Source organism: Paenibacillus sp. FSL R10-2199 (assembly GCF_038000235.1).
In the GTDB taxonomy this organism is placed as follows: Bacteria; Bacillota; Bacilli; order Paenibacillales; family Paenibacillaceae; genus Paenibacillus_AQ; species Paenibacillus_AQ phytohabitans.
Genome location: NZ_JBBOBO010000001.1, coordinates 4,280,479 through 4,302,830, shown reverse-complemented (window position 1 = coordinate 4,302,830; position 22,352 = coordinate 4,280,479). Strand labels below are relative to the sequence as shown.

The window sequence follows — 22,352 nt, the reverse complement described above, 5'->3', positions numbered from 1 at the left end:
ACTTAGATACCCGGATACTCGGGAAGATTGTTGTATGAAATGCAGGAATTCTCCCAATTAACGGCTTGTTCACGGAGGAATGCTGCATTGTGTACAACAATTTGCGATTAGGGCTGATATTACAAGGGAATTGTTGTATTTCGTGCAACACTCCCGCCATTGAAGGTTATGCGAAGCCCCTGCACTTTTTATTTTGAACCACCTAGCGGAATCGCCCCGCTGTCTCTGGCGTCTGTTATGATTTTGGAAGCGGCCACTTCCCCGTCCTCATCAAACCCTTCAATCTCAAACGGGACACCCGCCGTAACCGGCTGAAAAGCGAACCAAATCGTCCGGTCTGATCCGACTTTAATCAGCTTTGCTTCGGATGTATCCGTTCCTGCCTCCTTCTGCTCGACTGTAATATGCTGAATGGACGGGTTCAGAACATCTCCGATCACCATGGGAAATGGAGTCGAAATATGCTCCAGTTCAGGAAAACACATATAATTTATTGCAGAGCTCTCCGGACCTCCGCCCATTCCGTAGCCGCCTCCCCATACCCACTTCCATCCGAGCCAGGTTTTGCGGACATACTCTACTTGAAGATTACTGCTGCCTTGCTGCCCCGGCCGGGTAAGAAATACCAGCTCCCCTCTGGCTGCAGGCTCCTGATGAATTACAGTCATCGTGTCAGAGGCGCGGAACAGCCGGACAGCTTCTTCCGGACTTTTGCCAAGTGGAATCTGGAGGGTCTGGTCCATTCCGAGTGAGCGGGACATCCGCTGGTCAGACCATCCGCCCGGTCTTTCATACATATACAAAAGTAAATAGAGTACGGCTACGGAAGCTAGAATCACTCCGGCAGCCATTCCCAATCTCCGGCTATTCTTCATGAATAATTGCATCCCCTGTCCCATGTGTTTGCGCTTACAATACCTTCCATAATACTATAGAATATTTCAGCGCAGAATACAAAAAAGCCCGTAGAGCAAGCCCCAAAGGGCCTGTCTACAGGCTGTTTGCAATCCATTCTAATATTGTAACTGCTATATTAGGTTTGAATTATTTAACTTCATTTGCTCCGGTTACTTTGCCTTCGATCACAGCAGTAGCCTTCACATCTTCACTTGCATAGTAGAGGTTACCGTCGATAGTAGCATCTTTGTACAGGTTGAATCCGTTAGCTTCTACATATACGTCACCTTTGATTGTACCGCCTTGAACGCGGAAGTTCTCGCTCTGTACAGTTACTTTAGGTGCTGTCAGTGTGTAGGTAGCTGTAACCTTGTGATCTGCATCTTGTGCATACAGGGCAAGCTTACGGTAGATCGCTGCAGATGCATCGCCTTTGTCATGGAATTCACCGGCTACAACAACATCTTTGTCAACGGTCAGATCGTTCAGGATTGCTACAATCCAGTTGCCGCTTTCGCTTACAGCAGCAGTGAAGGCATCTGCCTGGTTAACAATCGAAGCTGTGCTTTTTGCATCAGTCTGCTCTGTGGCTGGAGCTGTTGTTGCTGCTGCACCTGCATTATTAGCTGCGTTATTATTATTCGATCCACAACCCGACAACAATGCTGCTGATACCCCTGCTACTACTAGAACTTTGAATAATTTCATTTTTAATTCCCCCTGTTTCTTTTAATTAACTTTATTATATATTAAAATTTTTATGATAACAACGTGATAGTTTTCACAATATTGTGTCTTTTTTCACAAAGAAACATTTTAATTGTTTCATATCGTGCAAAATGCAGGTATTTCATGCTTATTTGTCTAATTTTGTTCGCGAACCCTCAGCGGCTCCAGCGGCTGATCCTTTCAATGCTAAAGCCTCCCACTCCTCTCTAAGCAGCCCCATTCGAATAGAATCGTAGAACTGCCCATCGTAGTAACGGCATTTCCGGAGTCTTGCTTCCATCGTCATGCCTAATTTCACCCCGGTCCTGATCATCCGCTCATTCCCGGACCATGTGGTATAGCCTACACGGACCAGCGGATACGCATTGAACAGATGACCGATCCACAGTCTGAGAGCTTTAGTCCCGTAACCGCTGCTCCAATATGCCGGATCATAGATGATAATACCCATTTCCAGCCAAAGGGATGGCTCATGCTCCCAATAGTAACTGACGTCGCCAATAACCCCGCCCTCTACTTCTATTACCCAATTTTTTCCGCATCCAACAATCTCCGCTCTGTTCCCATAATACTCTTCCCACGGAATCCGCTTGTGTTCGTAGTAAGGTGCATCCCATTTCTTCCACTCCGGTGCTTCCTCTTTGTGTGAGAGCTCCCACAGTCTGAATAGATCCCCTTCAGCTATCGGCCGAATCTGCAATTCATTTTCCTGATACATAGATTTCCTCCGTTGCCGCTAATATTTTACATACTGATATTATATTAACTGAACTGCTGAAGCTGTTGCTGGTAGTGAACATTTATAATTAAGGAATACTGAATGTAACGGCTGCTGTAAACTTTTCACGGAGCTTAGCGTTGTATAGGGGAAGGGGGCAGGACATGGCCAAAGAAACCATTCATCACTTTCTGCAGCAAGCCGGAACTTTGCTATACCGGTATTTGAGGAAACGCGGACTCGCCCGCGAGGATGCTGAAGATATCGTTCAGGACACCTGTTATAAATACTTAACCTATCAGGATGGTATCGGCCCGAAACAAGTCATGGGCTGGATGTTCCGTGTCGCCACCAATCAGTTCTATGATCTCAAGCGAAAAGACAAACGTCATCCGGCGGTCGATGTTGACGATATCCAGCTTCTTTCTTTAACCCATCTGCCGGAGATCCAGCTGCTGAGGCGGGAAACCGCACAGAATATCCGCGACACGCTGTCTATGCTCTCTGAGCAGCATCAGGAGCTGCTGATTCTCAAATATGAGCTGAACCTTACTTACAAGGAGCTCTCGTCCCTGTACGGTATGAATGAGAACACGCTCAAGACTCATGTTACACGCGCCAAAAACCAATTCATCAAACATTATGGGGAGGACTATTAAATGGAACAGAATCATGAACAGGACCCGTTTATTTTCGGAGGGAAAGGGGCTCAGCAGATAATCAAAAAAGCCAGACTCCGCTCCACCCTGAAGACCATTGGCATCATTGTTATCGTAACCCCGGTTATTCTCGCCGTTATCTGGTATGGCCTCTACCACTTGAGACTGAACCAGGGAGACAAGGTGCAGTCTGAGATTCTCTGGAAAAATGAGATCAGTGCACCCAATGTGCACATCAGCAACCAGTCGGTGAAATTAGACAGCTTTGGAGGCGAGACCTACAATCAGACTTACAAATGGCTGGGAAATAAACCTTATATATGGCAGCCCATCGAGGAATCCTATAATCTGCTGGGCCACTCGACCGGCAGGTATGGCGCATTTGGAGCGATTTCTCTCCCGGAACAGCTGAGCGCAGCGTCCACACACCGTTACAACTCTGCCACCGGGGACCGGGAAATGATCTTTTATCATCCGGAGATTGATTATGATTCCTATGAGGACAGCATCAGCCAGCTGAAGCAGCTGGGAGACGATACACTTGTGGAGATGGCGTTGTCTTTTGACCAGGCCTATACGCTGGATAAGACGCAGAAGCTTCTGCCTGCCGGGATGCAGCCTGTCTGGTTATGGACGGATGCATATACTCCCTCTTATAAAAAATACCTGAAGGAAACGCGCCAGACCATCGCAGCTGATTCGATGATCATCTACGGATTTCATGGAGAGCAGTTTGCCCCCTACGGCGGTGTAAACTCCTTCATTAATAGTGTCGAACAGCTGCGGAAGCACGGCAAAAACTTCACCTGGGAAGCAGATCAGGTTCATCAGAGCCTGGCCGGGGATAATAATATTCTGGAACCGGATGATATCACAATTATTGGTGTAGTCGTAACCGGCACCGCTAAACAGCTGGAAGCTCTGCAGAAACAGGCTTATATCAAAGCCTCTACCTTCGGCGTGGTCTCTGATTCCATTACACTTCCTAATTAAGCTGTCATTCCAAGGAAGCTTCCCAGCCGGACGGTTGAATTGGACTTCTTCACTACAGCTTGAGATAATTAAGCCAATCCATCCAAAGATTACTGCAAATCCATAAAGCAAGGAAGCCAGCAGTATGGGCAGCATGATATAAGAGCTGCCCGGATGACATACCGAAAGGACACAACTATGAACCTGTCAGCACTTTCCGACTCCCTAAAGCCGCTGAATCTGCGGAGCTGTCTGATCCAGCAGCAGGGCAGTCTGATCTTTGAACATTATAGAGATCAGCGCACTTCTTCCGAGATTGCCAAGATCAACTCCTGCACCAAAAGCATACTCTCCGCGCTGGTCTGCATCGCGATGGACCAAGGCCAGCTTTCCGGTCCTTCGGCTCCTATCAGCGAATACTTCCCGCAGCTCAGCCGTGACGCTGATACACGCAAGCAGCAAATTACAATCGGACAGCTGTTAACCATGTCGGCCGGCTTTCGCTGGACCGAATTCGGCGGAGCGAATTCCTTCCCCAAGATGACCCGTTCCTCCCATTGGGTGAACTATGTACTGGAGCAGCCGCTCGCGGATGAACCGGGAACCCGGATGGAGTATAACTCAGGGATCTCGCAACTGCTGTCGTCTATTGTGGTGCAGGCTTCAGGAATGAGCACAGCAAGATTCGCCGAGCAATATCTCTTCGGACCTCTCGGAATTACGGAGTATGAGTGGGAGACAGATCCCCAAGGCATCCATACGGGCGGCTACGGGCTGAAGCTGAGGCCCGCCGACCTGCTGAAATTCGGACAGCTCTATCTGCAGCAGGGTGTATGGGAGAATTCGCAGATTATATCCGGCGAACGGGTCGCATGTTCGGCGCAGCCGGCTCTGCCGGCTGAACCGCCCCGCCATGGCGGATACGGCTGGCACTGGTGGACAGATTCAATAACGGGTGATACCAGAACCGGGGGGTCTGCTGCTGTGGATTATTATTATGCACGCGGGTACGCCGGGCAATTTGTGTATGTACTTCCGGAGCTTAAGACGGTGGTCGTGCTGACCCGGGACAACATGCGGGGCCGTAACAACCCTCCGCCTGATGCATTCGGCGAGTATATTGTACCGCAGCTTATGAATCCAAGCGGACTTTAGCAGCCTCCAAATAAGCTGCCTCTCCGGTGAAACCAAGCAGCTTCCCGCCTTCTTTCTGTACGCTGAAAAGATTCAAAAAACTCCATTTCAGCCGCACTGGCGAAATGGAGTACCTTATGTATATACGCATAAATCCCCGCTGCCTGATTACTTGAGGCACGGGGATTTATGTGTTTATTCCTGTATTCAATTCAATCATTTCCTCCTGCTAACAAAGCCATATCCCTGACATGGTGATTGTTCAAATTTCATGTTACCGTGTTGCCCGTTCGCTCCTCTTCGGAGTGTTGCTCCATGTCCTGCATATGGGGTGAATTCCCGCGTACACGATTTCACGAAAAACGTTTTCACGGACGTTTTCCCTGCTGTGAAGAATCGTTTTAGTACGCTTCGCTAACCTTTTTCAACGGAATCACGCTCTTTCTTCCGCAAGATTACTCTTGCTTGAATGAATAGCTTTGGTTCATCTTCAAAGATTTGCTCTTGGGTTCCCGCATACCCACGATCTGCCAGAAGATGTTATCATCCACTTTCCTCATCAGCAGCCGATTCCGGCACGCTTCGCTAACGCTAGTACATCGGGATTCTCTCCTTTCCTTCATTCATTGCTAATTTTAGGAATGAGGCAATCACCTGTGGTTACCACCTGTGGATTGTTGCTGTGGCTCCTTTGGTGATGTCTACATTATATCCCAGAAACAATAAAATTTAAAACTTCAAAAACCTGCATATCCCGGCATAATCCCTGAAATTCCCTGCTATTTATAAGCAGAATGCCCATGCCTAACGATTACTCTTTTTAGGGATAATTTGCTCCGGCTTGCTGGTTTCATGTTATGTATGCGTTATCATTAATCGGATTTCCGGCCGGCATCCGGGATAACTTCCTGAATGCCGGCCGGTTAATTTACATTGACAGGCTATGATTTTTATTCCGCCGGGTTAATTCAATAACTAAATAAATGCCATACAGCAGATACATGATATTCAGAATACCCACTATCAAAACCTCATGCTCCAAGTTCTCATTGCTGACCAAAGCCAGAGCATCATAAATGAAATGAAAGGCGATCAGCGGGATGATATTGTTGCCTGCCTCAATCAGCAGGGCGAGTACGCAGCCCAGCAGCAGTGCATTGGCAACCTGGAGAAGTGTGCTTATGATATCATTTCCGCCAAACGCGTTGGCCATATGTAGAGCACCAAAGATTACGGACGAGAATACAATATAAAATACAGGCCCCTTATGCTTCAGCTTATCTCTGATGATTCCTCTGAAAATGGATTCCTCAGTATACCCCACAATCATAGTCATGATCACGATACTGATCACTTCAGCCGCCGTCGTCTCCACATTGATTCCAGATATAACCGGCTGGGCTACCGCAAGAATCAACAGGGGGATGTAGAACAGCACAGGCTTGGCCTGCTTGGCGTCAAGCTTGCGGAAGCCGAATCTCTCAAGCGAGGAATCCTTTCGCTTCATATATACAGTAACGATGATGGCCATAACCAGAAAGGCGCAGGCCTGGGCATTTCTTACCCCCATGTCCCCAAACTCCTGAATAGATGCTACTGCAGATGCTACTGAAACTAGAAGGGTCAGGACGACTCCCAGCATCAGCGAGAAAATAACCGGATGTCCTTTTGCAACGGTGTTCTTCATCTCTTATCTCCTTTTATGTAGGTGGTTTCATCATTGCCATCCAAGGACAATAATGGATTTATTGTAAACGATCGCTTGGAAATATACTACAGTTTTCACTGCGGTTACTACCCCTTCCATTCAGGAGCACAGAGACAGATTCATCCGCTGACTTGCCGTCCTCTACAACAGTCTGTCTTTAATCTGCAGAACAACTTCATCCAGTCCGATCTCACTTGTATCCACTGAATGTGAAGGCATTCCTGCATAAGTGCTTATCCGTTCCAGACTCCGATTGATCTGCTCCTCCGTTCTATGATCTTCCTGCATCCGCTGCCTGAGTGCTGATTCCGAACAGGTCAGTGTAATTACCTGATGTTCAAATTCCAGATCTGACAGCCTAGCTAGCAAACGGTCAATCATCTCTTTACGGTGAAGAACCCAACTGAAGATTACGTAATCGAACGACGTATTCGTTAAGAAGCTGTGCAGCAAGTAGTTTATGTTATTCTCAACCATAATGATATTCTCGTCATTCACAGTCCAAGGCTGCATCATCCAGCACCAGTCCCCATCCAACCATACGGAGCGGTCCATCGACTTGAATAGCTGTTTACATACTGAACTCTTGCCAACGCCCATTGTACCGTTTACGATGATGAGCTTTTTCATTACAATCTCTCCCTCCTTAAAATAACCGTATTGTCATATCCTACATTGTAATAGCTACTGCAATATATCACATCACTTTACCTAATATTCCAGTGGGAAATACAGCTGACGCATGCTATAATCTCTGAGTCCTATAGTGAGAATTGAACATAAGTATGGGGGTTGCAGGAGGTTTTGCTCAACATGAACAGTCCTATTAAAATTTTTAAAGTGACCGTACAGCTGGAGAAGGATGAATACGATGTCGAGGCCAGTCATTGGAGACTGCTGACGGAAACGAACCGCTACTATGAGATCAAACCCGAAAGCGGCCCTGTAAAGCGGATTTACAAAGAGAAATTGAATACGGTAGTGGATGATACCAAATCCTATACAGATGGATATCTGGCTTGTTCGGCATTCTGTATCGAAGACCGTATTCATGATATGCATATCGAAATGCTGCACAAGCTGCGGATGAAGGTCAATGCTTATATGGATGAGCTGCAGCTGAACCAGCAGGCCATCGAGCTGCAGATCAAGAGCCCCAAGGCTGTTCCGCACAAGAAGTAACCCTATTTCTGCTGGCGGCACGCAAAAAACCGGAAGAATCGCAGTGTGCTGCGGATCTTCCGGTTTTTTGTGTATCTGATTCAATTACAGCAATCCGGCGTTCTTCACGGCATGTTCCCAGCTCGGAAAATAATGCAGCGCACTGCGCATTAACTCCGGATCCTGCTGCTTAACCTGCTTCTTGTTTACGGTACCTCCACCAGACTGAAGCTGCTTGATCCGACTGATTACTTCATCTGAAGCCAGCGTAATATCCAACTCTCCACCCCTTTCTGGTACGTCTTTCCATATTTTTCACAACTCCTGCGTGTTCTATACAAAACCTGCAGCAATGAAATTAATGGCTGACCAGATAGGAGGCATCCAGAATCAGTGCAACCCGCCCGTTCCCCAGAATTGTTGCCCCGGAGAGATGGTTCATCGTCCCCAAATACGCACCCAGCGACTTAATGACCACCTCCTGATTACCAATGATCTCATCAACGGCAAAGGCGGCGATCCGGTCCACAGACCGGACAATCACCAGCGGGATAGTCTTGGAGCTGCGCTCGGTCCGCGGGTAATGCAGCTTGTCTCTAAGCCAGGAGAGCGGCACAATCCGCCCGTGGTTAATAATCGCCTGTTCGCCTTGAACGATCTGAATGTCTTCGGGGGAGATCCGCACTATTTCCGCTACATTATACATAGGAAGGATCAGCACCCGGCCGGATACATTCACCAGCAGCCCCTTAATGATGGCGAGTGTAAGCGGCAGACGGATAATGAACACAGTCCCTTGGCCCGGTACCGTTTCAATATCAATGATACCGTTAAGCCGTCCAATCTGGCTGCGTACGATATCCATCCCCACCCCCCGGCCCGATACCTCACTTACTTCGGCAGCCGTTGAGAAGCCGGGCTCAAAGATCAGGTGGATGGCTTCTTGAGCGGTTAAGAACCCGGCCTGTTCTTCAGTGATGATGCCTTTGCTAAGTGCAGAGGCTTTGATTTTGCCGGCATCTATGCCCTGCCCGTCGTCCTCCAGACGGATAACCACCTGATTCTCCTCGTGGAACGAGGTAAGCGTAATCGTTCCCTTGGGAGATTTCCCCCGCTCTGCCCGGACTTCCGGGCTTTCAATCCCGTGATCGGTGCTGTTGCGGATCAAATGGATCAACGGATCACTCAGCTCTTCGATAATCATCCGGTCGAGCTCGGTCTCGCCGCCCTGGATCACGAGTTCAATCTCCTTCCCCAGCTTGTGGGCGAGATCCCGGACCAGGCGCGGAAAACGGTTGAACAATTGATCCATCGGCAGCATCCGGGTCTTCATTACACCTTCCTGGAGCTCTTTAATTATAGCCCCCATATGATCCGACACTCCGCCTATACCCGGCAATACCTTAGCCGGATCATTCCGCTGGCCGGCTGCGCTCAGATCGGCCAGGGAGGTCTGCTCGATCAGCAGCTCGCCTACCAGATTCATCAGATGATCCAGACGCTCCACGCTGACCCGGACTGTCGGCTGGGCGCTGTTCCCCCGTTGTTCCTTGTTCGGAGATGACGGAGGCCCCGCCAGTAACGGTTCAACCGCCGCTGCTGCGCCAATAACGCTTGAAGGACCAGGCACAAATGGAGTGATGACAATACCCTGGACATCTGAATCACCTGCCAGCTGTTCTGATATCTGCTGAATTTCTTTGCCGGCAGCAGCCACTACAGCAAACCGGCTGTAACGCGAGTCTTCGTCTGCTCCGGCGGCCGCAGCTGCCGGCAGCGCGACAGCAATGACCTTTCCGCATACATCTTCCATACGCTGCAGCAGCATATAATACCGTGCCGCCTTCATCAGGCACTCCTCTTTGAGTGTTACCGCGAGGGACAGCAGCGAGTACCCGGCAGCCACGGCTTCTTCGGCCAGGAGCATCTCCGCCGGACTTAAGACGGGCAACCGGACCGGCTGTGGTTCAGCCGGCTGATTAATCAATGCCTTGATCTCCGCAACGACGGCGCTGCAGTCGGCGTAATCCCCGCCGCTGATATATTGCGTGCGCAGCAGCTTCATGGCGTCCAGCGCCCGGAAGAGCGTATCAATCAGCTTTGCGGTAATCTCCGGTTTCTTCTCCCGGACCCATTCAAGGGCATATTCAACCTCATGCGTCAGATCGCTCATTTCACGGAAGCCCATGGTTGAGGCTGAGCCCTTGATCGTATGAGCTGCGCGGAATATCGTCTGGACCAGCTCAGGTGCCGGAGCATGCTCCAGTGTGAGCAGGGATTGGTCGATCCGCTCCAATTGCTCATTCAGCTCTTCTATGAAAATATCGCGGTAGGCAGACAGTTCCATCATCATTACTTGTTCCCCTTCCTAACCGCCCAATATTTCCTCGAGCTTCAGAATGCCAATCAGCTGGTCATCCCGTTGGCCAATCCCGTGGAAGACTGCTTCGCGGCTGCGGTTATGTCCGCCCGCCGGAGGGTGGATCTCCGCATAAGTAGTCACTTTATTAACCTTATCCACAATGAGGCCCACGAATTCCTCCCGGTAGTTGACCACAATAATTCTTGTATTCCGGGTGTACGGCTCATCCGCCATCCCCAGCAAATTGCGCAGGCTCATCACGCAGACCACTTTACCGCGCAGATTGACCACACCCTTCACTTCATTCCGGGTGAACGGGATATCTGTAATGCTGAGCATTTTGATTATTTCATGAATTTCTTCGATACGGATCGCACAGGTTTCGGCTCCTACAGCAAGCTCGATATACTGTTCCTTCTGTAAGGATGACATGACTTCACCTTCAGTCTGTAGAATTAATGAGTCTTGAATGCGGCAGCGGACTGGGCCAAATCCTCGGATAACAGGGCCAGCGCCTGGCAGGTAGCTGCCGTTTCCTCTGAAGCCGCTGCGGATTCCTCGCTGGAGGCGGCAATGGACTGGACCGAGCTCATCACTTCGGCTGCCTGGGCGGATTCCTCTTCACAGGCGGCAGCAATTTCATTCACTTTGAGTGAAGACGTATTAACCATACTGATAATCTGTTCAAAGGCCTGGCTGGTCATCGAAGACTGCTCAACGCTTTCCGCTACTGCCCGGACGCTTTGCTTCGTATTCTCCTGCATGGCCTTGATGATCTTCGTGATTTCCTTCGTGGCATCACTGCTGCGCTCGGCAAGCTTGCGGACCTCATCCGCCACCACTGCGAAGCCGCGGCCCTGCTCTCCGGCGCGAGCAGCTTCAATCGCCGCATTCAAGGCCAGCAGATTGGTCTGCTCGGCAATATCATCAATTACTTCGATGATATCTCCGATTTTGCCGGAATCCTCTTCGAGCTGTTTCATCTGGTGATTGACGGTCTGCATTCCCTGCAGCGAGGTCTCAACCACATATCCGCCTTCCCGGGCCGTGCGCACCGTCTCATTCGACAGCTCCGCCGCTTCCTCTGCACTGGAGGCTACGGAATCAATAGCCAGCGACAGCTCCTTGAACAATTCGGTAATGTTCGTTGCCGCTGCAGACTGGTTCGTGCTGGTGCCAGCGATTTCCTGGGTACTTGCCGAGATTTGCTCGGAAGACGCAGCCACACTCTGTGAATTCATAACAATCCCGTTGATCAGATCCTTCAGGTTATGAACCATCCGGTTCAGGGCAGCAGCCAGCTGGCCTACTTCATCCTTGGTGGAAATATCAGATTGCTGGGTCAGATCACCGTTCGCCACCTCTGAGGCCAGCCGCAGCATCTGCATAAGCGGTTTGGAGATGGATCTGGCGATCAGGTAACCTATAAGAATGCTGATGATAACAGCAGCCGAGACAACTGAGATGGTGAGCACCAGTGAGGAGGAATATGCTGATTGGGAGTGGCGGTTCGCTTCCTCGGCCAGCTCCACGTTAAATTCGATCAGACCATCCAGGTTCGCAAGCACTTTCTCTCCCTGCGCAGTCAATTGGGTGGTCAGGAATGTATTAAATTGAGCCGGATCATCCAGTTCAGCCAGAACAAGCGCTTCCTCAAACAGCTTCAGATAAAGCTCATATTCTTTGTCAAAATCGTTCAGCAGCTCTTTCTCCGTACTAGTCGTGGCCAGCGGACGGTAATTGTCCACCTTCTGGATCAGATCCTGCCGGGTGGATGCAATCTTGTCCTGATAACCGGCAATTTGGGTTGCATCCGTGGTGTTGCTCATATCGCGCATATATACCCGGATGACCTGATAATTGATTTTGGCAGCAGACAGATCTCTGACCGAAATCAGATTGTTGTTATACATGCCTTTCATATTCTGATTACTGCTGCTCAGCGAGAAAATGGAATACACCCCGAGTCCCGCCAGAATTAATGAGACCACCATAAAAGCTGAGATAATTTTTGTTGCTGTCTTCATGTTTCCGAACCATTTCATGTGATTTCCCCCTGTGGTTAACTTCTTAGTGTCCATCCTGCCGTAATCCTGTTGTATTCTCCCATAACACTCTCCCATCAGCCGGACACATCAGCTATATTTCGACATTTTTCGTTAAATAGTTAATATGATTATTTTGCATTAATAAATTTTTAATTTATTTTCTGTAATGCGCTTCCACATTGTCTATATGTAACGGTTATCCAGCCGGCTGCGTTAGCCATATTCAGCTTGACAGAACATCAAAAAAAGTTATAAATAAACATAATTAGCAAATGGTACAACCCTACATATACACAACGAAAAGAGGACTGCCCATTGACAACAAAAGTACCTTTGGCTGAGAAAATGGTGTTCTCCGGCGGCTTGCTGGGCCAGAATATGCTGTACAGCTTCATGTCGATGTATATTCTGTTCTTCTACACGGATCTGCTGGGCATTCCGGCGACTACCGCCAGTGTCATACTGGTAGCAGCGAGCATCTTCGATGCTTGCCTTGATCCGCTGATGGGCATGATTACCGACAAAACACGCTCCAGTTGGGGCAAATTCAGGCCTTATCTGCTGTTTGCCCCCTTCCTGATTGCACTGGCAACCATCGTCTGCTTCTGGGACTTCGGCGGCTCCTCTAGGACGACGCTGGTGATCGCCACCGTATCGTATCTGCTCTGGGGTATGCTGTATACGGTCTGTGATACGCCGCTTTGGGCCTTGTCGTCCGTTATCTCTACAGATCCGGGTGAACGGACATTGTTCGTCACTTTAGGCAAAATCGGCGGGACCCTCGGTGCGGTCGTGATCACAGTCGGCGGCATCCAGCTGCTGCTGGCCTTCGGCGGTGAACGGAGCACGCAAGCTTATCTGTATTCTGCAATTATTATAGGAATCATTGCTGCGTTATCTATTTTGCTGACCGGAATTCTTACCAGGGAAAGAGTCGCCCCTTCACCCGTGAATATCTCCTTCCGGCAAAATCTGCAAACGGTGTATAAAAACAAACCGCTGCTCACCCTGCTTGCCTCGCTGCTGATTATCAACCTGGTCAACGGCATCCGGCAGAGCATCCAGCTGTATTATGTGGTCTATGTCTGGGGAGATGCCGGTTATGCAACCCAGGTCGGGATTAGCCTTGTTGTAGGCATGCTGCTGGGCATGACGGCTACGCCGCCGCTTTTGCGCCGCTTCTCCAAGAAGAAGGTATTCATCCTATCCTGCATTCTGGGGAGCTTGTCCTGCATCCTGCCTTACCTTCTCGGTGACCACAATGTTATGACCACACTGGTGTTCTTCGCGGTCAGCTTCTTCTTCTCGGGCATGACAACCATTGTGAGCACGTCCATGCTGCTGGATACCATTGATTATTCGGAGTGGAAGCTGGGCTTCCGGGGCGAGGGGATTGTGTTCTCCACGAACACCTTTGTCACTAAATTCAGCGGGGCATTGTCACGGCTCATTATCGGTGCAAGTCTGGGCCTGCTCAGCTATGTTGAGAATCAGCCGTCGACTCCAACGCTCCAGCATGGGCTCAGCTTCGTGATGTTTCTCCTGCCCGCCCTCTGTTTCCTGGCCGCAATCCTGCCGATTCTGTTCTACAATATAAGTGACAAGCAGCGGCTGCAGACGCTGAGTGATTTGGAGAATACCCGGTCCGTATAGAAAGGAACTCAAGCATTTATTGATATAAGGAGTGATCATGAACATGGATATATCCACAATGGCAGCACTGATGTCCCCTCCCGATCTGACAGGCTGCCGCAGAATATTATGTGTACAGCCGCATCCGGATGATAATGAGGTGGGCATCGGCGGGACAATCGCCTCTTTGGCGGAGCAGGGCTGCGAGATTCATTATTTGACTGTGACGAACGGGGATCTTGGTGCGTTGGACGAGCATTTGTCTTCTGCCGAGATTGCAGCCGTCCGCGCACGTGAGCTGGAGGCCGCAGGGCGGTCGCTGGGTGCTACGGTGTTCCATCAGCTGGCCCACGGCGACGGCACCCTGGAGCATATTCCGGCGCTGGCAGAAGAGATTGCCGGGATCATCCGCACCGTGCAGCCGGATGTTATCCTCTGTCCTGATCCGTGGCTGAGCTATGAGGCACATTATGATCATATCGTTACCGGCAGAGCCGCAGCCCAGGCCTTCCTGTCGTCCGGACTTCCGCTGTATCCCCGAGGGACAAGCACCCGCCCCTGGCAGCCGAAGGCGATTGGTTTCTATTTCACCTCGGAGCCTAATACGGTGATCGACATTACAGACCACTTCGAGCGGAAGTTCGCAGCCCTAGCCCTGCACAGCAGCCAATTCAGTGAGGAGACTCTGGCGATGTACCGGATCTATTTCCGTGAAAAAGGCCGCCAGCTCGCTGAAGGCAAAGACTTCGAGCTTGGTGAAGGCCTGAAGTTGCTGTCCCCGCTGCATCTGCACTGCTTCGTGGATGCCCGGCTGATCTAAAGTGTATTAACATATAGAAGAGCAGCACTTCTCACCTAAACGGGAGATTTGCTGCTCTTCTTTACGTGGAATCTATGAACTTTAGGCTTGTTCCAGGATCTTATTCCTTCTCCAAGGCGAATCTCAGCAGACGGCTCAGCGCCGCAGGCAGTACGCTAACATGGCTCTCACCGGCGAATTCATTAAGACTCGTCTGCAGGCCATGTTCTGCCAGAGATGCCAGCCGTCCTGGAAGCTTCCCGGCATCCTCGACCATATGCTCCAGCTCGTGGGCACCGATCGTAATCAGCAGCTTACGCTGCAGAGCCTTAGAAGGATATGCTTCCAAGAACTGCTCCAGTTCAGCCAGCAGGGCATAATCATTCCACCAGACTGAAGGACTGCCAGCCGTATAACGGGTTACCAGCTCGGGACGCGTGAACAGTGCGTGCAGTACAAGTAAACCGCCGAGGGAGTGGCCGAACAGCGCCTGACGCTTTGTGTCTACCCGGAACAGGCTGGCGATCATCGGCATAATCTCCAGCTGCAGCAGATCGAGGAATTCGTCTGCCCCGCCGCTCTCCGGCCACTGGCTGCCATCCGGCCGCTTGGGCAGCTGCTGCTCCTCAGCCGGCATGGTGAAATCATAGCAGCGGCGCTTCATATCGAAGGGCTCACCGGAAGGATAGCCGATCCCCACCACTACCACCGGATCATAACCATGCGGTTTGCGGGACTGCAGACGTGCAGATTCGGCCAGGGTATGGAATACGGCATGGCCATCCAGTGCGTAAATGACCGGATACCCCTCCGGCGGGGCTTCTCCGGTTGGATGCGAGATCAGAATCCGGTACTCCTGGCGTTTTGCCCCGGCATAAATGACATGTTCCTCGCAGCCAAGATGCGGGTAGCTCCGTTCATTCGTTATAGTCATGGCCGAGGATCTCCAGAACATCGTCAATGACATTGCTGTAGGCAACGATACCGCCGCCCAGCCAGTAACGGTCGTCCACATCATAGACCTTGCCGGCCTGGACGGCAGGGATGCTTTTCCAGAGTGCACTCTCTGTGAGCTCCTTATAAAAGGTTTCTCCGGTATTAGCTGTATCGTTAGCCAGGAAGATGTAATCGGCATCGATCTGCGGCAAAACCTCAAGCGACAGCTCTACACTGTTCTCTGTAGCGACAAGATCGCTCTTGGTAATTCCCAGCTCTTCCGCCAGTACAAACCCGCCGTAAACACCGCCCATCAGGAACATCCCCCGCGAATTGAACCGGATAATCAAGGCCTTTTTGTCTTGGATATGCGGAGCCAGGGTTGTCTTGGCCTCCTCTACCTTTTTGCGGTAATCTGCAAGGCCTTTAGCCGCTTCCTCCTGCTTGCCGAGGAGATCACCCAGTATCGTTACGGAGCTGTCCAGGTCACCTGCCGCCTGCTGGAAGACATAGGTCGGGGCAATTTTGGAGTATTGCTCATAGACACCATTCTCCGCATAGTAGGAGTTATGCAGCACAATGAGATCAGGCTGCATCGCCATGACAACCTCCGGCGAAGGCAAGCCGCTGGTGAAATCAACAAGCGGAACCCCGGCAAGCTGATCCTGAAGATACTGCTGTCCCTGGCCTTTATTGGACCACTGTCCCACCGGCTTTACGCCGAGCACTACCAGAGAGTCTTCCATATATGGAGCAAATACTTTCGTTGGAGCAGTGTTTAATGTAACCTCATGTCCCAGTTCGTCCTGAACCACTAGCGGATAGCCGGTTGCCTCTGCAGCTTCAGCCACTGCCGGCTCCACTTCAGGAGACGTTGACGGTGTCGCTTCTGCGGTGTTTGTCTGAGCGGCTTCATTCCCGGCCCCGCTGTCAGCCGCCGAATTGTTGCCGCAGCCCGCCAGCAGCATAATCACGAAGATTAGCGCTAACAGGGCCGGGATTCCTGACTTCTTTCTCTTGGCTGAATTGACCTTATGATCTTGCATGTTTTATCTCCCCCTAGTGATAATCATTCTCATTACTAGGGATTATAGAGGATAAACAGAAGGGTAACCATGGACAATTTCCTGTTCCGGGCTTGGACTATTTCCTGTAAACATCAGAACGGCCTCCTCCAGCATCCGGTCCAGTGCTACCGCCGAGTACTCGAACCAGGGATCAGAGGGGAGCAGGTCCAGTTTGCCTGACTGTACTGCCGGCAGATTACGCCAGCTCTCACTGTGCTGCAGGGACAACCAATGCCGCCTCGTGGCAAAATCAGGACAGATGATCAGCATTAGCCGCTGCGGATTCAGCAATCTGACTTGCGCAAGCGAAATCGGCTCATTATACAGCGTACCGGAGCCGGTATATGCCGGCTTCAAGGCAAGTTCGCCATAGATCACATCACGGATTCCCCTGTTGCAGTAAGCATGCCATTGATCTTCGTATAGGCGGAGCACCATACAGCTCTCTTCACCCGCGGCGGCGGCCACCTGCTCTCTGGCATGGCGGGCTTTGTGTTCAAACCGCTGCAGCCACTGGCTGCACTGCTGTTCCCTGCCCAGAAAAGCAGCGATCTCCCGGAGCTGGACATCCCAGCGGTCCTGTTCGCGGGGGATGAAGAGGTTCTGGCTATTGCGCTGCAGATGCTCCTCCCATGCCGAATCCCAGGCATCGTGGCCGATAATTGCCTCCGTCCGGGCATTGATCAGCTTAGCCCGCTCAAGCTCCTGGTCCATCAGGTCTACCCTAAGATGTGTTTCAATCCGGTCGTAATACTTGTTGAAGTAATAGGAAGTCCATTTGGAATCCAGCGGAGCGGCCACCGGGATAATATCCAGGGCCAGCAGTTGCCCGACCGCAGCAGCAGAGCAGGCGGCAACCCTCCGTTTATGTTGACGGATGAACGACGAAGGAGGAACTCCGGTTTCCTTTTTGAATTTGCGGCTGAAATAGAATTCATCGCTGTAGCCGACTTTATGCGCGATCTCACGCAGCAGATCATCCGACTCCTGCAAGTATTGCTTGGCCCGGCCGATTCTCAGCTCAGTCAGATAGTCCATCGTGCTCTGTCCGAACGTTTTTTTGAACAATTCACCAAAATACTTCGGCCGCAGTCCGGCCATTCCTGCCAGCTGATCCATGGACAGCGGTTCATGATAATGCTCCGCCATGTATTCCCGGACGGCCGCCAGGTTAAACCGCCCGCCTTCCGGATGAAGACTGCCCTCCAGCAGCTGTTCCCGCTCCATACGTATTCCTCCGTTCTTATTTAGTATTGTAATGCAGACCGCAGCAAATGCGGCTGACTGCAGAATATCAGCTCTACAGCGATAATGATAATCATTATCTGTGTAAAACTCAATAAAAAAGAACGCCACCGGGCACTCTTCTCTGGATTGATGTTAAAAATCAATAAAGTTCTAGACTGAAAAATAAAGTGTTAGATTCACATTGGTTTTTCCTATAGATTTAATTACATTTATATATTAGACCAATAAGATATTACATCATACTATGTATTTATATAATACTAACGAAGGGGGAGTGTTCTGATGTCTATTTATGATATTCAAGTAAACACAATCAATGGTAATACCCTTGATATGTCAATATACCTTGGAAAAGTACTCCTTATTGTCAACACTGCAAGTATGTGTAGTTATTCACGCCAATTCGCTGGTCTTCAGAAGCTTTACGAAAGTTACAGTGAGCAGGGGTTTGAAATACTCGGTTTTCCTTGCAACCAATTCAATGAGAAAGAGCCAGGGGAAAACTCGGAATTACAGGAATATTGTGAGAGGAACTTTGGAGTGACGTTTCCGTTATTAGAGAAAGTGGATGTTAGGGGGCAGACCGCTCATCCATTATTTCAATTTTTGACGAAGCAAGCGCCATTTCAAGGCTTTGATACAAGAAATCCGAACGGTGAATGGATGCAGAAATTTCTGCAAGAAAATTATCCTGACATATACACTGGGGATGGGATCAAGTGGAATTTCACTAAGTTTTTGATCGATCGGAACGGACAAGTACATGATAGATACGAAACATCGACGGAACCATTTGAAATACAGCCAGCTATTGAAGCACTGCTTTTAAAGGAAATGGATTGATTCGGTCATGACACTAACGGGAAACGTTTATTTAACAACAGCAGCGGCAGTCTAAGACTTTATTTATCAAGTCTAAGACTGCCGCTGCTTCTTTTGATTGATCGGTTAAAAACTTAAACAATTGATATGTTATTCTGCTGAATCTGTTATTCACTCGGCCAACCGGTAATAGGGGATGTACAGCGATGGCTTGAAGCCCAGCTTCTGAGCCAGTCTGTAAGAACCCTCATTCTCCCGGCGGCAGCCCCACACCGGCTCCAGCCCGTGCTCCAGGCAGTAATCAATCAGTGCGGAACATACGGAGAAGGCAAAATGCTTCCCCCGGTGGCCTGCTGCCGATTCAATCCCAATCTCCAGCTGATCCGCTGTACGGTACGCCGAGAACGCACTCGAGGCGCTCTCCCCCTCCCTGAGCAGGGTGTATCCTATGCCTGTACTTAGGAAATGCTCTGCATCTCTCCAGAAATAGCGCGGAATCACAGCACCTGATTGCCCGTCAAACAGCCCGGCAGTCATCTGAACAATTACTGCATCCCGCCGGAACCATTGCTCCTTCGCACTGTGGTAGACTTCCGGGTCAAAGGTGAAATTCACTCTGGTATGGGTGTGTATCTTCCGTGTATCAGCCGTTTCAGGACCGGGCTCGACCGCATTTAACAGTGCGTTATGCTCAGTAATTATGGACTCCACCAGCGGAGACCAGCCTCCTGCCGGGTCACCCTGCAGCCATTCCGGAGACTGCCTGTCCCCTGTCTTGTTGGTAATATAATCATATAAGCTCCGGTTAAACGCCTCATTGCCCGAATCCCCATAGACCAGCGACATCCCGTAATCATGGGCCACATAAAAGGTATGGGGGTTCTGCACATTATCCACATAAACAATGCCGGTAGTCTGGCCCTTGAGTACAGCTTCGGCGAACAGGGTGTTGATCTTCACTTGACTTAACAGCGGCAGAGCCAGGGCATAGTCCCGGCCATCCAGCTTCAGCATAATGTTCTCCTCTTTTCTCAGGAATGAGTATATGTATCGTACAGCCAGCGGAAATTCCACTCAAAGATATGGGAGCCCTCCCATGTATCGAATGGTGCCGGAATTCCCTTAGCTAACCAGAAATCCGCGTTCTCCCCGCTCCGGGCAGCCGCTGCGGCATACGCCTGGATCTCTTGAAGATAACTTAACATTTCAGCGATGCTCTCACGTCCGGCAACCCCTCCATGACCGGGGATCAGCCGGGTGAAGTCAATCTCGCGGCCAATCCGTTCCACGATTAAAGCCCATGCTTCAGGGAAACCGTGCAGCATAGCCGGATGGGATTGGTTCAGCACCAGATCCCCGGCAATCAGCACCTTAACGTCAGCAATATATACCATGGCATCGCTGCAGGTATGGCCGCCGCCGTATGTAAACAGCTGTATGGACCGCTCTGACCCGTGGATATCAAGCGTATCCTTGAATGTCACAGCAGCTGTTACTCTGCGGATCGCAGGCGTTGCCTCCAGCAGGGCCTGCTTTTCCGATATTTCATATCCCAGCGCTGCCTGCAGGCGGGTGTCCACAGCAGTACTGTGAGCCTCCTGAAGCGCTTCAATCTGCTTCTGCAGCCCTTCCTGCCATTCCCCAAGCTCAGGCGGACCATTCGTTGTCAGCACTTCACGGGTAAGCTCCGTGGAAATGATGACACAGTCGGCAAACTCCATATTCCCGTAATGATGATCCCCGTGATAGTGGGTATTCACTATGTATTTGACCGGCTTCCCCGTCAGCTGCTCAGCCGTTTCCCGCAGAAGCTTCGCTGCCCCGGGCAGGCTGAAGGTATCCACCACGACTGTGGTATCCCCAAGATCTATAATGGACGCATTGCCTACCGCGCCCCGGCCCGGAATAACAATCGCTGCCCACACTCCCTGTGCTACTTCCTCTACCGTGAACATACATATCCTCCCATTTATATTTTTACTTATTATACCTTAATATGGCATGCACTTATTGACTAATTATTTGCAGGGAAAAACAGGAGTAAAAACAGATCATTGTCCCCTGAAATCGTATGTTATAATACATTCAATGTAATTCCATAGCCTTCATTCTGATTCGACCTGAAAGGAAACGATCTATGATTATTCCAGCACCTGAAGTGAACTTCACAGCATCCCCATTTTATAATCCCAGCCTCAAAAATGTAGTTATTCTGGCTACCGGCGGCACCATTGCCGGCAGCGGCGAAGCGCATAAAACCTTGAACTACGAACCCGGTGCCCTGCCCGTGCAGGATCTGCTGGATAGTGTGCCCCACCTGGAACGGCTTGCCAATTGTGCCGGCGTGCAGGTCAGCAATCTCTGCAGTGCAGATATCACCAGCGAACACTGGCTTACACTGGCTGCGTACATCAACACGCTCGCCCTCCGGGAGGATGTGCACGGCTTCGTAATTACCCACGGCACCGACACCCTGGATGAGACCTCCTATTTCCTGAACCTGGTGATCAAGACCGACAAACCGGTGATCATTACCGGCTCCATGCGCCCCGCAACGGCAATCAGTGCCGACGGTCCGCTCAATCTGTATCAGTCCGTTGCACTGGCAGCCAATCCGGATGCATCCGGACAGGGCGTGATGGTTGTCTTCGCCGAGGGCATCTACAGCGGACGGGATGTGCAGAAGGTGAACACCTTCAAGGCTAATGCCTTCGATGAGCGTGATTTCGGCTGCCTGGGCTACATGCGCGACAGTCATGCCTTTTTCTATACCCGGACGCTCAAAAGACATACGACTGCTTCACAATTCGATGTATCGGCCATGACCGGACTGCCGGAAGTATCCGTAGCCTACTTCCATGTCGACGCCGATCCCGGCATCCTGGATTATCTCGCCACGATCTCCAAGGGCATTGTGATTGCCGGAGCAGGCGGAGGCATCTACAGCAAGCCGTGGATAGATAAAGTCGGCGAGCTTAAGAACAATAACATCCCTGTGGTCCGCTGCTCGCGGATCTCAAGCGGAATTACGCTCAAGGACTCCTACATTGACCTGTCCGCCAATTCCATTCCCTGCAACAGTCTGGTGCCGCAAAAAGCACGGATTCTGCTCTCCCTGGCGCTGACTCAAACGACCGGCTACGACGAAATCGCTGCAATGTTCAACGAATATTAAAACATTAGACATCACTCTAAGGGGGTGTCCCGTAAGCCTTATAGTGGCTTCCGGGACACCCCCTTTTTTTGAGTAAGAACAATGTATGCACTTGAGAGGACGCTGCGTGAACGGACCGTTGTTCCAATCGCTTTGCTCTCCAGCTTAGAAAATCAGTAGACTAAGGCGAGTATTAAAACAAGCTGCAAATGACTAAAAGCGCAAAGCGGCGATCTTCCAATAACAAGAGATATGCTCTGACTCTACTTATAGAATCTATTTATAGACTCTACTTATAAAACGCCA

Annotated in this window: 22 protein-coding genes; 8 read left to right on the top strand and 14 right to left on the bottom strand. The window is 50.4% G+C overall.

Annotated features, from left to right (window positions below; genetic code table 11):
- Nucleotides 1–188 precede the first annotated feature (188 nt).
- The 3 genes from NYE33_RS18520 to NYE33_RS18510 form a co-directional block, all read right to left on the bottom strand.
- Complete coding sequence (locus tag NYE33_RS18520) at nt 189–875, bottom strand: hypothetical protein (protein ID WP_256703796.1); 687 nt, start codon at nt 873–875, stop codon at nt 189–191.
- A gap of 169 nt (nt 876–1,044) precedes the next feature.
- Nucleotides 1,045–1,605, bottom strand: a complete 561-nt coding sequence (locus NYE33_RS18515; RefSeq protein WP_042138408.1) for a polymer-forming cytoskeletal protein — start codon at nt 1,603–1,605, stop codon at nt 1,045–1,047.
- A 148-nt stretch (nt 1,606–1,753) separates the two neighbouring features.
- A complete protein-coding gene (locus tag NYE33_RS18510) occupies nt 1,754–2,344 on the bottom strand; it encodes a GNAT family N-acetyltransferase (protein WP_341066921.1) in 591 nt (196 codons plus the stop codon).
- 164 nt (nt 2,345–2,508) lie between these two features.
- Between NYE33_RS18510 and NYE33_RS18505 the strand changes: the two genes are divergently transcribed.
- From NYE33_RS18505 to NYE33_RS18495, 3 genes are all read left to right on the top strand, one after another.
- Nucleotides 2,509–3,003 carry an RNA polymerase sigma factor gene (locus tag NYE33_RS18505; protein ID WP_042138410.1) on the top strand — a complete coding sequence of 165 codons (495 nt, stop codon included), beginning with the start codon at nt 2,509–2,511 and terminating at the stop codon, nt 3,001–3,003.
- Nucleotides 3,004–3,996: an anti sigma factor C-terminal domain-containing protein gene (locus NYE33_RS18500; protein WP_042138411.1), complete on the top strand. Its 993-nt coding sequence runs from the start codon at nt 3,004–3,006 to the stop codon at nt 3,994–3,996.
- A gap of 153 nt (nt 3,997–4,149) precedes the next feature.
- Entirely contained in the window at nt 4,150–5,130 is a 981-nt protein-coding gene (locus NYE33_RS18495; protein ID WP_331281675.1) for a serine hydrolase domain-containing protein, read from the top strand.
- Between the two features lie 907 nt (nt 5,131–6,037).
- Here NYE33_RS18495 and NYE33_RS18490 read toward each other — a convergent pair.
- Complete coding sequence (locus NYE33_RS18490; RefSeq protein ID WP_341066919.1) at nt 6,038–6,796, bottom strand: CPBP family intramembrane glutamic endopeptidase; 759 nt, start codon at nt 6,794–6,796, stop codon at nt 6,038–6,040.
- A 162-nt stretch (nt 6,797–6,958) separates the two neighbouring features.
- On the bottom strand, nt 6,959–7,447 hold the full coding sequence (locus NYE33_RS18485; RefSeq protein ID WP_341066917.1) for an AAA family ATPase: 489 nt from the start codon (nt 7,445–7,447) through the stop codon (nt 6,959–6,961).
- 183 nt (nt 7,448–7,630) lie between these two features.
- Here NYE33_RS18485 and NYE33_RS18480 point away from each other — a divergent pair, with 183 nt between their 5' ends.
- A complete protein-coding gene (locus tag NYE33_RS18480; protein WP_042138419.1) occupies nt 7,631–7,999 on the top strand; it encodes a hypothetical protein in 369 nt (122 codons plus the stop codon).
- 84 nt (nt 8,000–8,083) lie between these two features.
- On the opposite strand, the gene NYE33_RS18475 is transcribed toward NYE33_RS18480, so the two are convergent.
- From NYE33_RS18475 to NYE33_RS18460, 4 genes are all read right to left on the bottom strand, one after another.
- Entirely contained in the window at nt 8,084–8,257 is a 174-nt protein-coding gene (locus NYE33_RS18475; RefSeq protein ID WP_171716245.1) for a hypothetical protein, read from the bottom strand.
- Between the two features lie 79 nt (nt 8,258–8,336).
- A complete protein-coding gene (locus NYE33_RS18470) occupies nt 8,337–10,331 on the bottom strand; it encodes a chemotaxis protein CheA (protein ID WP_341066916.1) in 1,995 nt (664 codons plus the stop codon).
- 15 nt (nt 10,332–10,346) lie between these two features.
- The gene (locus NYE33_RS18465) at nt 10,347–10,772 is read right to left on the bottom strand and encodes a chemotaxis protein CheW (protein WP_042138421.1); all 426 of its coding nucleotides are present in this window, start codon (nt 10,770–10,772) and stop codon (nt 10,347–10,349) included.
- A gap of 23 nt (nt 10,773–10,795) precedes the next feature.
- On the bottom strand, nt 10,796–12,385 hold the full coding sequence (locus tag NYE33_RS18460) for a methyl-accepting chemotaxis protein (RefSeq protein WP_341066914.1): 1,590 nt from the start codon (nt 12,383–12,385) through the stop codon (nt 10,796–10,798).
- A gap of 318 nt (nt 12,386–12,703) precedes the next feature.
- Here NYE33_RS18460 and NYE33_RS18455 point away from each other — a divergent pair, with 318 nt between their 5' ends.
- Together NYE33_RS18455 and NYE33_RS18450 are read left to right on the top strand one after the other, a co-directional pair.
- The gene (locus NYE33_RS18455; RefSeq protein ID WP_341066913.1) at nt 12,704–14,041 is read left to right on the top strand and encodes an MFS transporter; all 1,338 of its coding nucleotides are present in this window, start codon (nt 12,704–12,706) and stop codon (nt 14,039–14,041) included.
- A gap of 43 nt (nt 14,042–14,084) precedes the next feature.
- Complete coding sequence (locus NYE33_RS18450) at nt 14,085–14,840, top strand: PIG-L deacetylase family protein (protein WP_042138426.1); 756 nt, start codon at nt 14,085–14,087, stop codon at nt 14,838–14,840.
- Between the two features lie 100 nt (nt 14,841–14,940).
- Here the strand turns inward: NYE33_RS18450 and NYE33_RS18445 are convergent, their stop codons facing one another.
- Genes NYE33_RS18445 through NYE33_RS18435 form a run of 3 tightly spaced genes read right to left on the bottom strand, consistent with a single transcriptional unit; the run spans nt 14,941 to nt 18,049 of the window.
- Nucleotides 14,941–15,753: an alpha/beta hydrolase gene (locus NYE33_RS18445; protein ID WP_341066911.1), complete on the bottom strand. Its 813-nt coding sequence runs from the start codon at nt 15,751–15,753 to the stop codon at nt 14,941–14,943.
- Entirely contained in the window at nt 15,737–16,801 is a 1,065-nt protein-coding gene (locus tag NYE33_RS18440; RefSeq protein ID WP_076243277.1) for an ABC transporter substrate-binding protein, read from the bottom strand. Before NYE33_RS18440 ends, NYE33_RS18445 begins: the two co-directional genes overlap by 17 nt.
- A gap of 42 nt (nt 16,802–16,843) precedes the next feature.
- Nucleotides 16,844–18,049, bottom strand: a complete 1,206-nt coding sequence (locus tag NYE33_RS18435) for a helix-turn-helix domain-containing protein (RefSeq protein WP_341066910.1) — start codon at nt 18,047–18,049, stop codon at nt 16,844–16,846.
- A gap of 303 nt (nt 18,050–18,352) precedes the next feature.
- Here NYE33_RS18435 and NYE33_RS18430 point away from each other — a divergent pair, with 303 nt between their 5' ends.
- Nucleotides 18,353–18,913 (top strand): glutathione peroxidase, encoded by a 561-nt coding sequence (locus NYE33_RS18430; protein WP_341066907.1) that lies wholly within the window; start codon nt 18,353–18,355, stop codon nt 18,911–18,913.
- 150 nt (nt 18,914–19,063) lie between these two features.
- Here the strand turns inward: NYE33_RS18430 and NYE33_RS18425 are convergent, their stop codons facing one another.
- Both NYE33_RS18425 and NYE33_RS18420 read right to left on the bottom strand, forming a co-directional pair.
- Nucleotides 19,064–19,906, bottom strand: coding sequence for a GNAT family N-acetyltransferase (locus NYE33_RS18425; RefSeq protein WP_341066905.1), 843 nt, complete (start codon nt 19,904–19,906; stop codon nt 19,064–19,066).
- A 17-nt stretch (nt 19,907–19,923) separates the two neighbouring features.
- On the bottom strand, nt 19,924–20,847 hold the full coding sequence (locus NYE33_RS18420) for an MBL fold metallo-hydrolase (RefSeq protein ID WP_052421934.1): 924 nt from the start codon (nt 20,845–20,847) through the stop codon (nt 19,924–19,926).
- Between the two features lie 182 nt (nt 20,848–21,029).
- On the opposite strand from NYE33_RS18420, the gene NYE33_RS18415 reads away from it, so the two are divergent.
- Nucleotides 21,030–22,067, top strand: a complete 1,038-nt coding sequence (locus tag NYE33_RS18415) for an asparaginase (RefSeq protein ID WP_042138440.1) — start codon at nt 21,030–21,032, stop codon at nt 22,065–22,067.
- The last annotated feature ends 285 nt before the right edge of the window (nt 22,068–22,352 follow it).

Excerpts from the sequence above, each read along its gene's own strand:
- NYE33_RS18460 (WP_341066914.1), bottom strand. The coding sequence starts at position 12,385 with ATGAAATGGTTCGGAAACATGAAGACAGCAACAAAAATTATCTCAGCT.
- NYE33_RS18430 (WP_341066907.1), top strand. The coding sequence starts at position 18,353 with ATGTCTATTTATGATATTCAAGTAAACACAATCAATGGTAATACCCTT.
- NYE33_RS18485 (WP_341066917.1), bottom strand. The coding sequence starts at position 7,447 with ATGAAAAAGCTCATCATCGTAAACGGTACAATGGGCGTTGGCAAGAGT.
- NYE33_RS18500 (WP_042138411.1), top strand. The coding sequence starts at position 3,004 with ATGGAACAGAATCATGAACAGGACCCGTTTATTTTCGGAGGGAAAGGG.
- NYE33_RS18470 (WP_341066916.1), bottom strand. The coding sequence starts at position 10,331 with ATGATGATGGAACTGTCTGCCTACCGCGATATTTTCATAGAAGAGCTG.
- NYE33_RS18495 (WP_331281675.1), top strand. The coding sequence starts at position 4,150 with ATGACATACCGAAAGGACACAACTATGAACCTGTCAGCACTTTCCGAC.
- NYE33_RS18520 (WP_256703796.1), bottom strand. The coding sequence starts at position 875 with ATGAAGAATAGCCGGAGATTGGGAATGGCTGCCGGAGTGATTCTAGCT.
- NYE33_RS18510 (WP_341066921.1), bottom strand. The coding sequence starts at position 2,344 with ATGTATCAGGAAAATGAATTGCAGATTCGGCCGATAGCTGAAGGGGAT.
- NYE33_RS18505 (WP_042138410.1), top strand. The coding sequence starts at position 2,509 with ATGGCCAAAGAAACCATTCATCACTTTCTGCAGCAAGCCGGAACTTTG.
- NYE33_RS18515 (WP_042138408.1), bottom strand. The coding sequence starts at position 1,605 with ATGAAATTATTCAAAGTTCTAGTAGTAGCAGGGGTATCAGCAGCATTG.
- NYE33_RS18465 (WP_042138421.1), bottom strand. The coding sequence starts at position 10,772 with ATGTCATCCTTACAGAAGGAACAGTATATCGAGCTTGCTGTAGGAGCC.
- NYE33_RS18425 (WP_341066905.1), bottom strand. The coding sequence starts at position 19,906 with ATGCTGAAGCTGGATGGCCGGGACTATGCCCTGGCTCTGCCGCTGTTA.
- NYE33_RS18445 (WP_341066911.1), bottom strand. The coding sequence starts at position 15,753 with ATGACTATAACGAATGAACGGAGCTACCCGCATCTTGGCTGCGAGGAA.
- NYE33_RS18490 (WP_341066919.1), bottom strand. The coding sequence starts at position 6,796 with ATGAAGAACACCGTTGCAAAAGGACATCCGGTTATTTTCTCGCTGATG.
- NYE33_RS18480 (WP_042138419.1), top strand. The coding sequence starts at position 7,631 with ATGAACAGTCCTATTAAAATTTTTAAAGTGACCGTACAGCTGGAGAAG.
- NYE33_RS18450 (WP_042138426.1), top strand. The coding sequence starts at position 14,085 with ATGGATATATCCACAATGGCAGCACTGATGTCCCCTCCCGATCTGACA.
- NYE33_RS18440 (WP_076243277.1), bottom strand. The coding sequence starts at position 16,801 with ATGCAAGATCATAAGGTCAATTCAGCCAAGAGAAAGAAGTCAGGAATC.
- NYE33_RS18420 (WP_052421934.1), bottom strand. The coding sequence starts at position 20,847 with ATGTTCACGGTAGAGGAAGTAGCACAGGGAGTGTGGGCAGCGATTGTT.
- NYE33_RS18415 (WP_042138440.1), top strand. The coding sequence starts at position 21,030 with ATGATTATTCCAGCACCTGAAGTGAACTTCACAGCATCCCCATTTTAT.
- NYE33_RS18435 (WP_341066910.1), bottom strand. The coding sequence starts at position 18,049 with ATGGAGCGGGAACAGCTGCTGGAGGGCAGTCTTCATCCGGAAGGCGGG.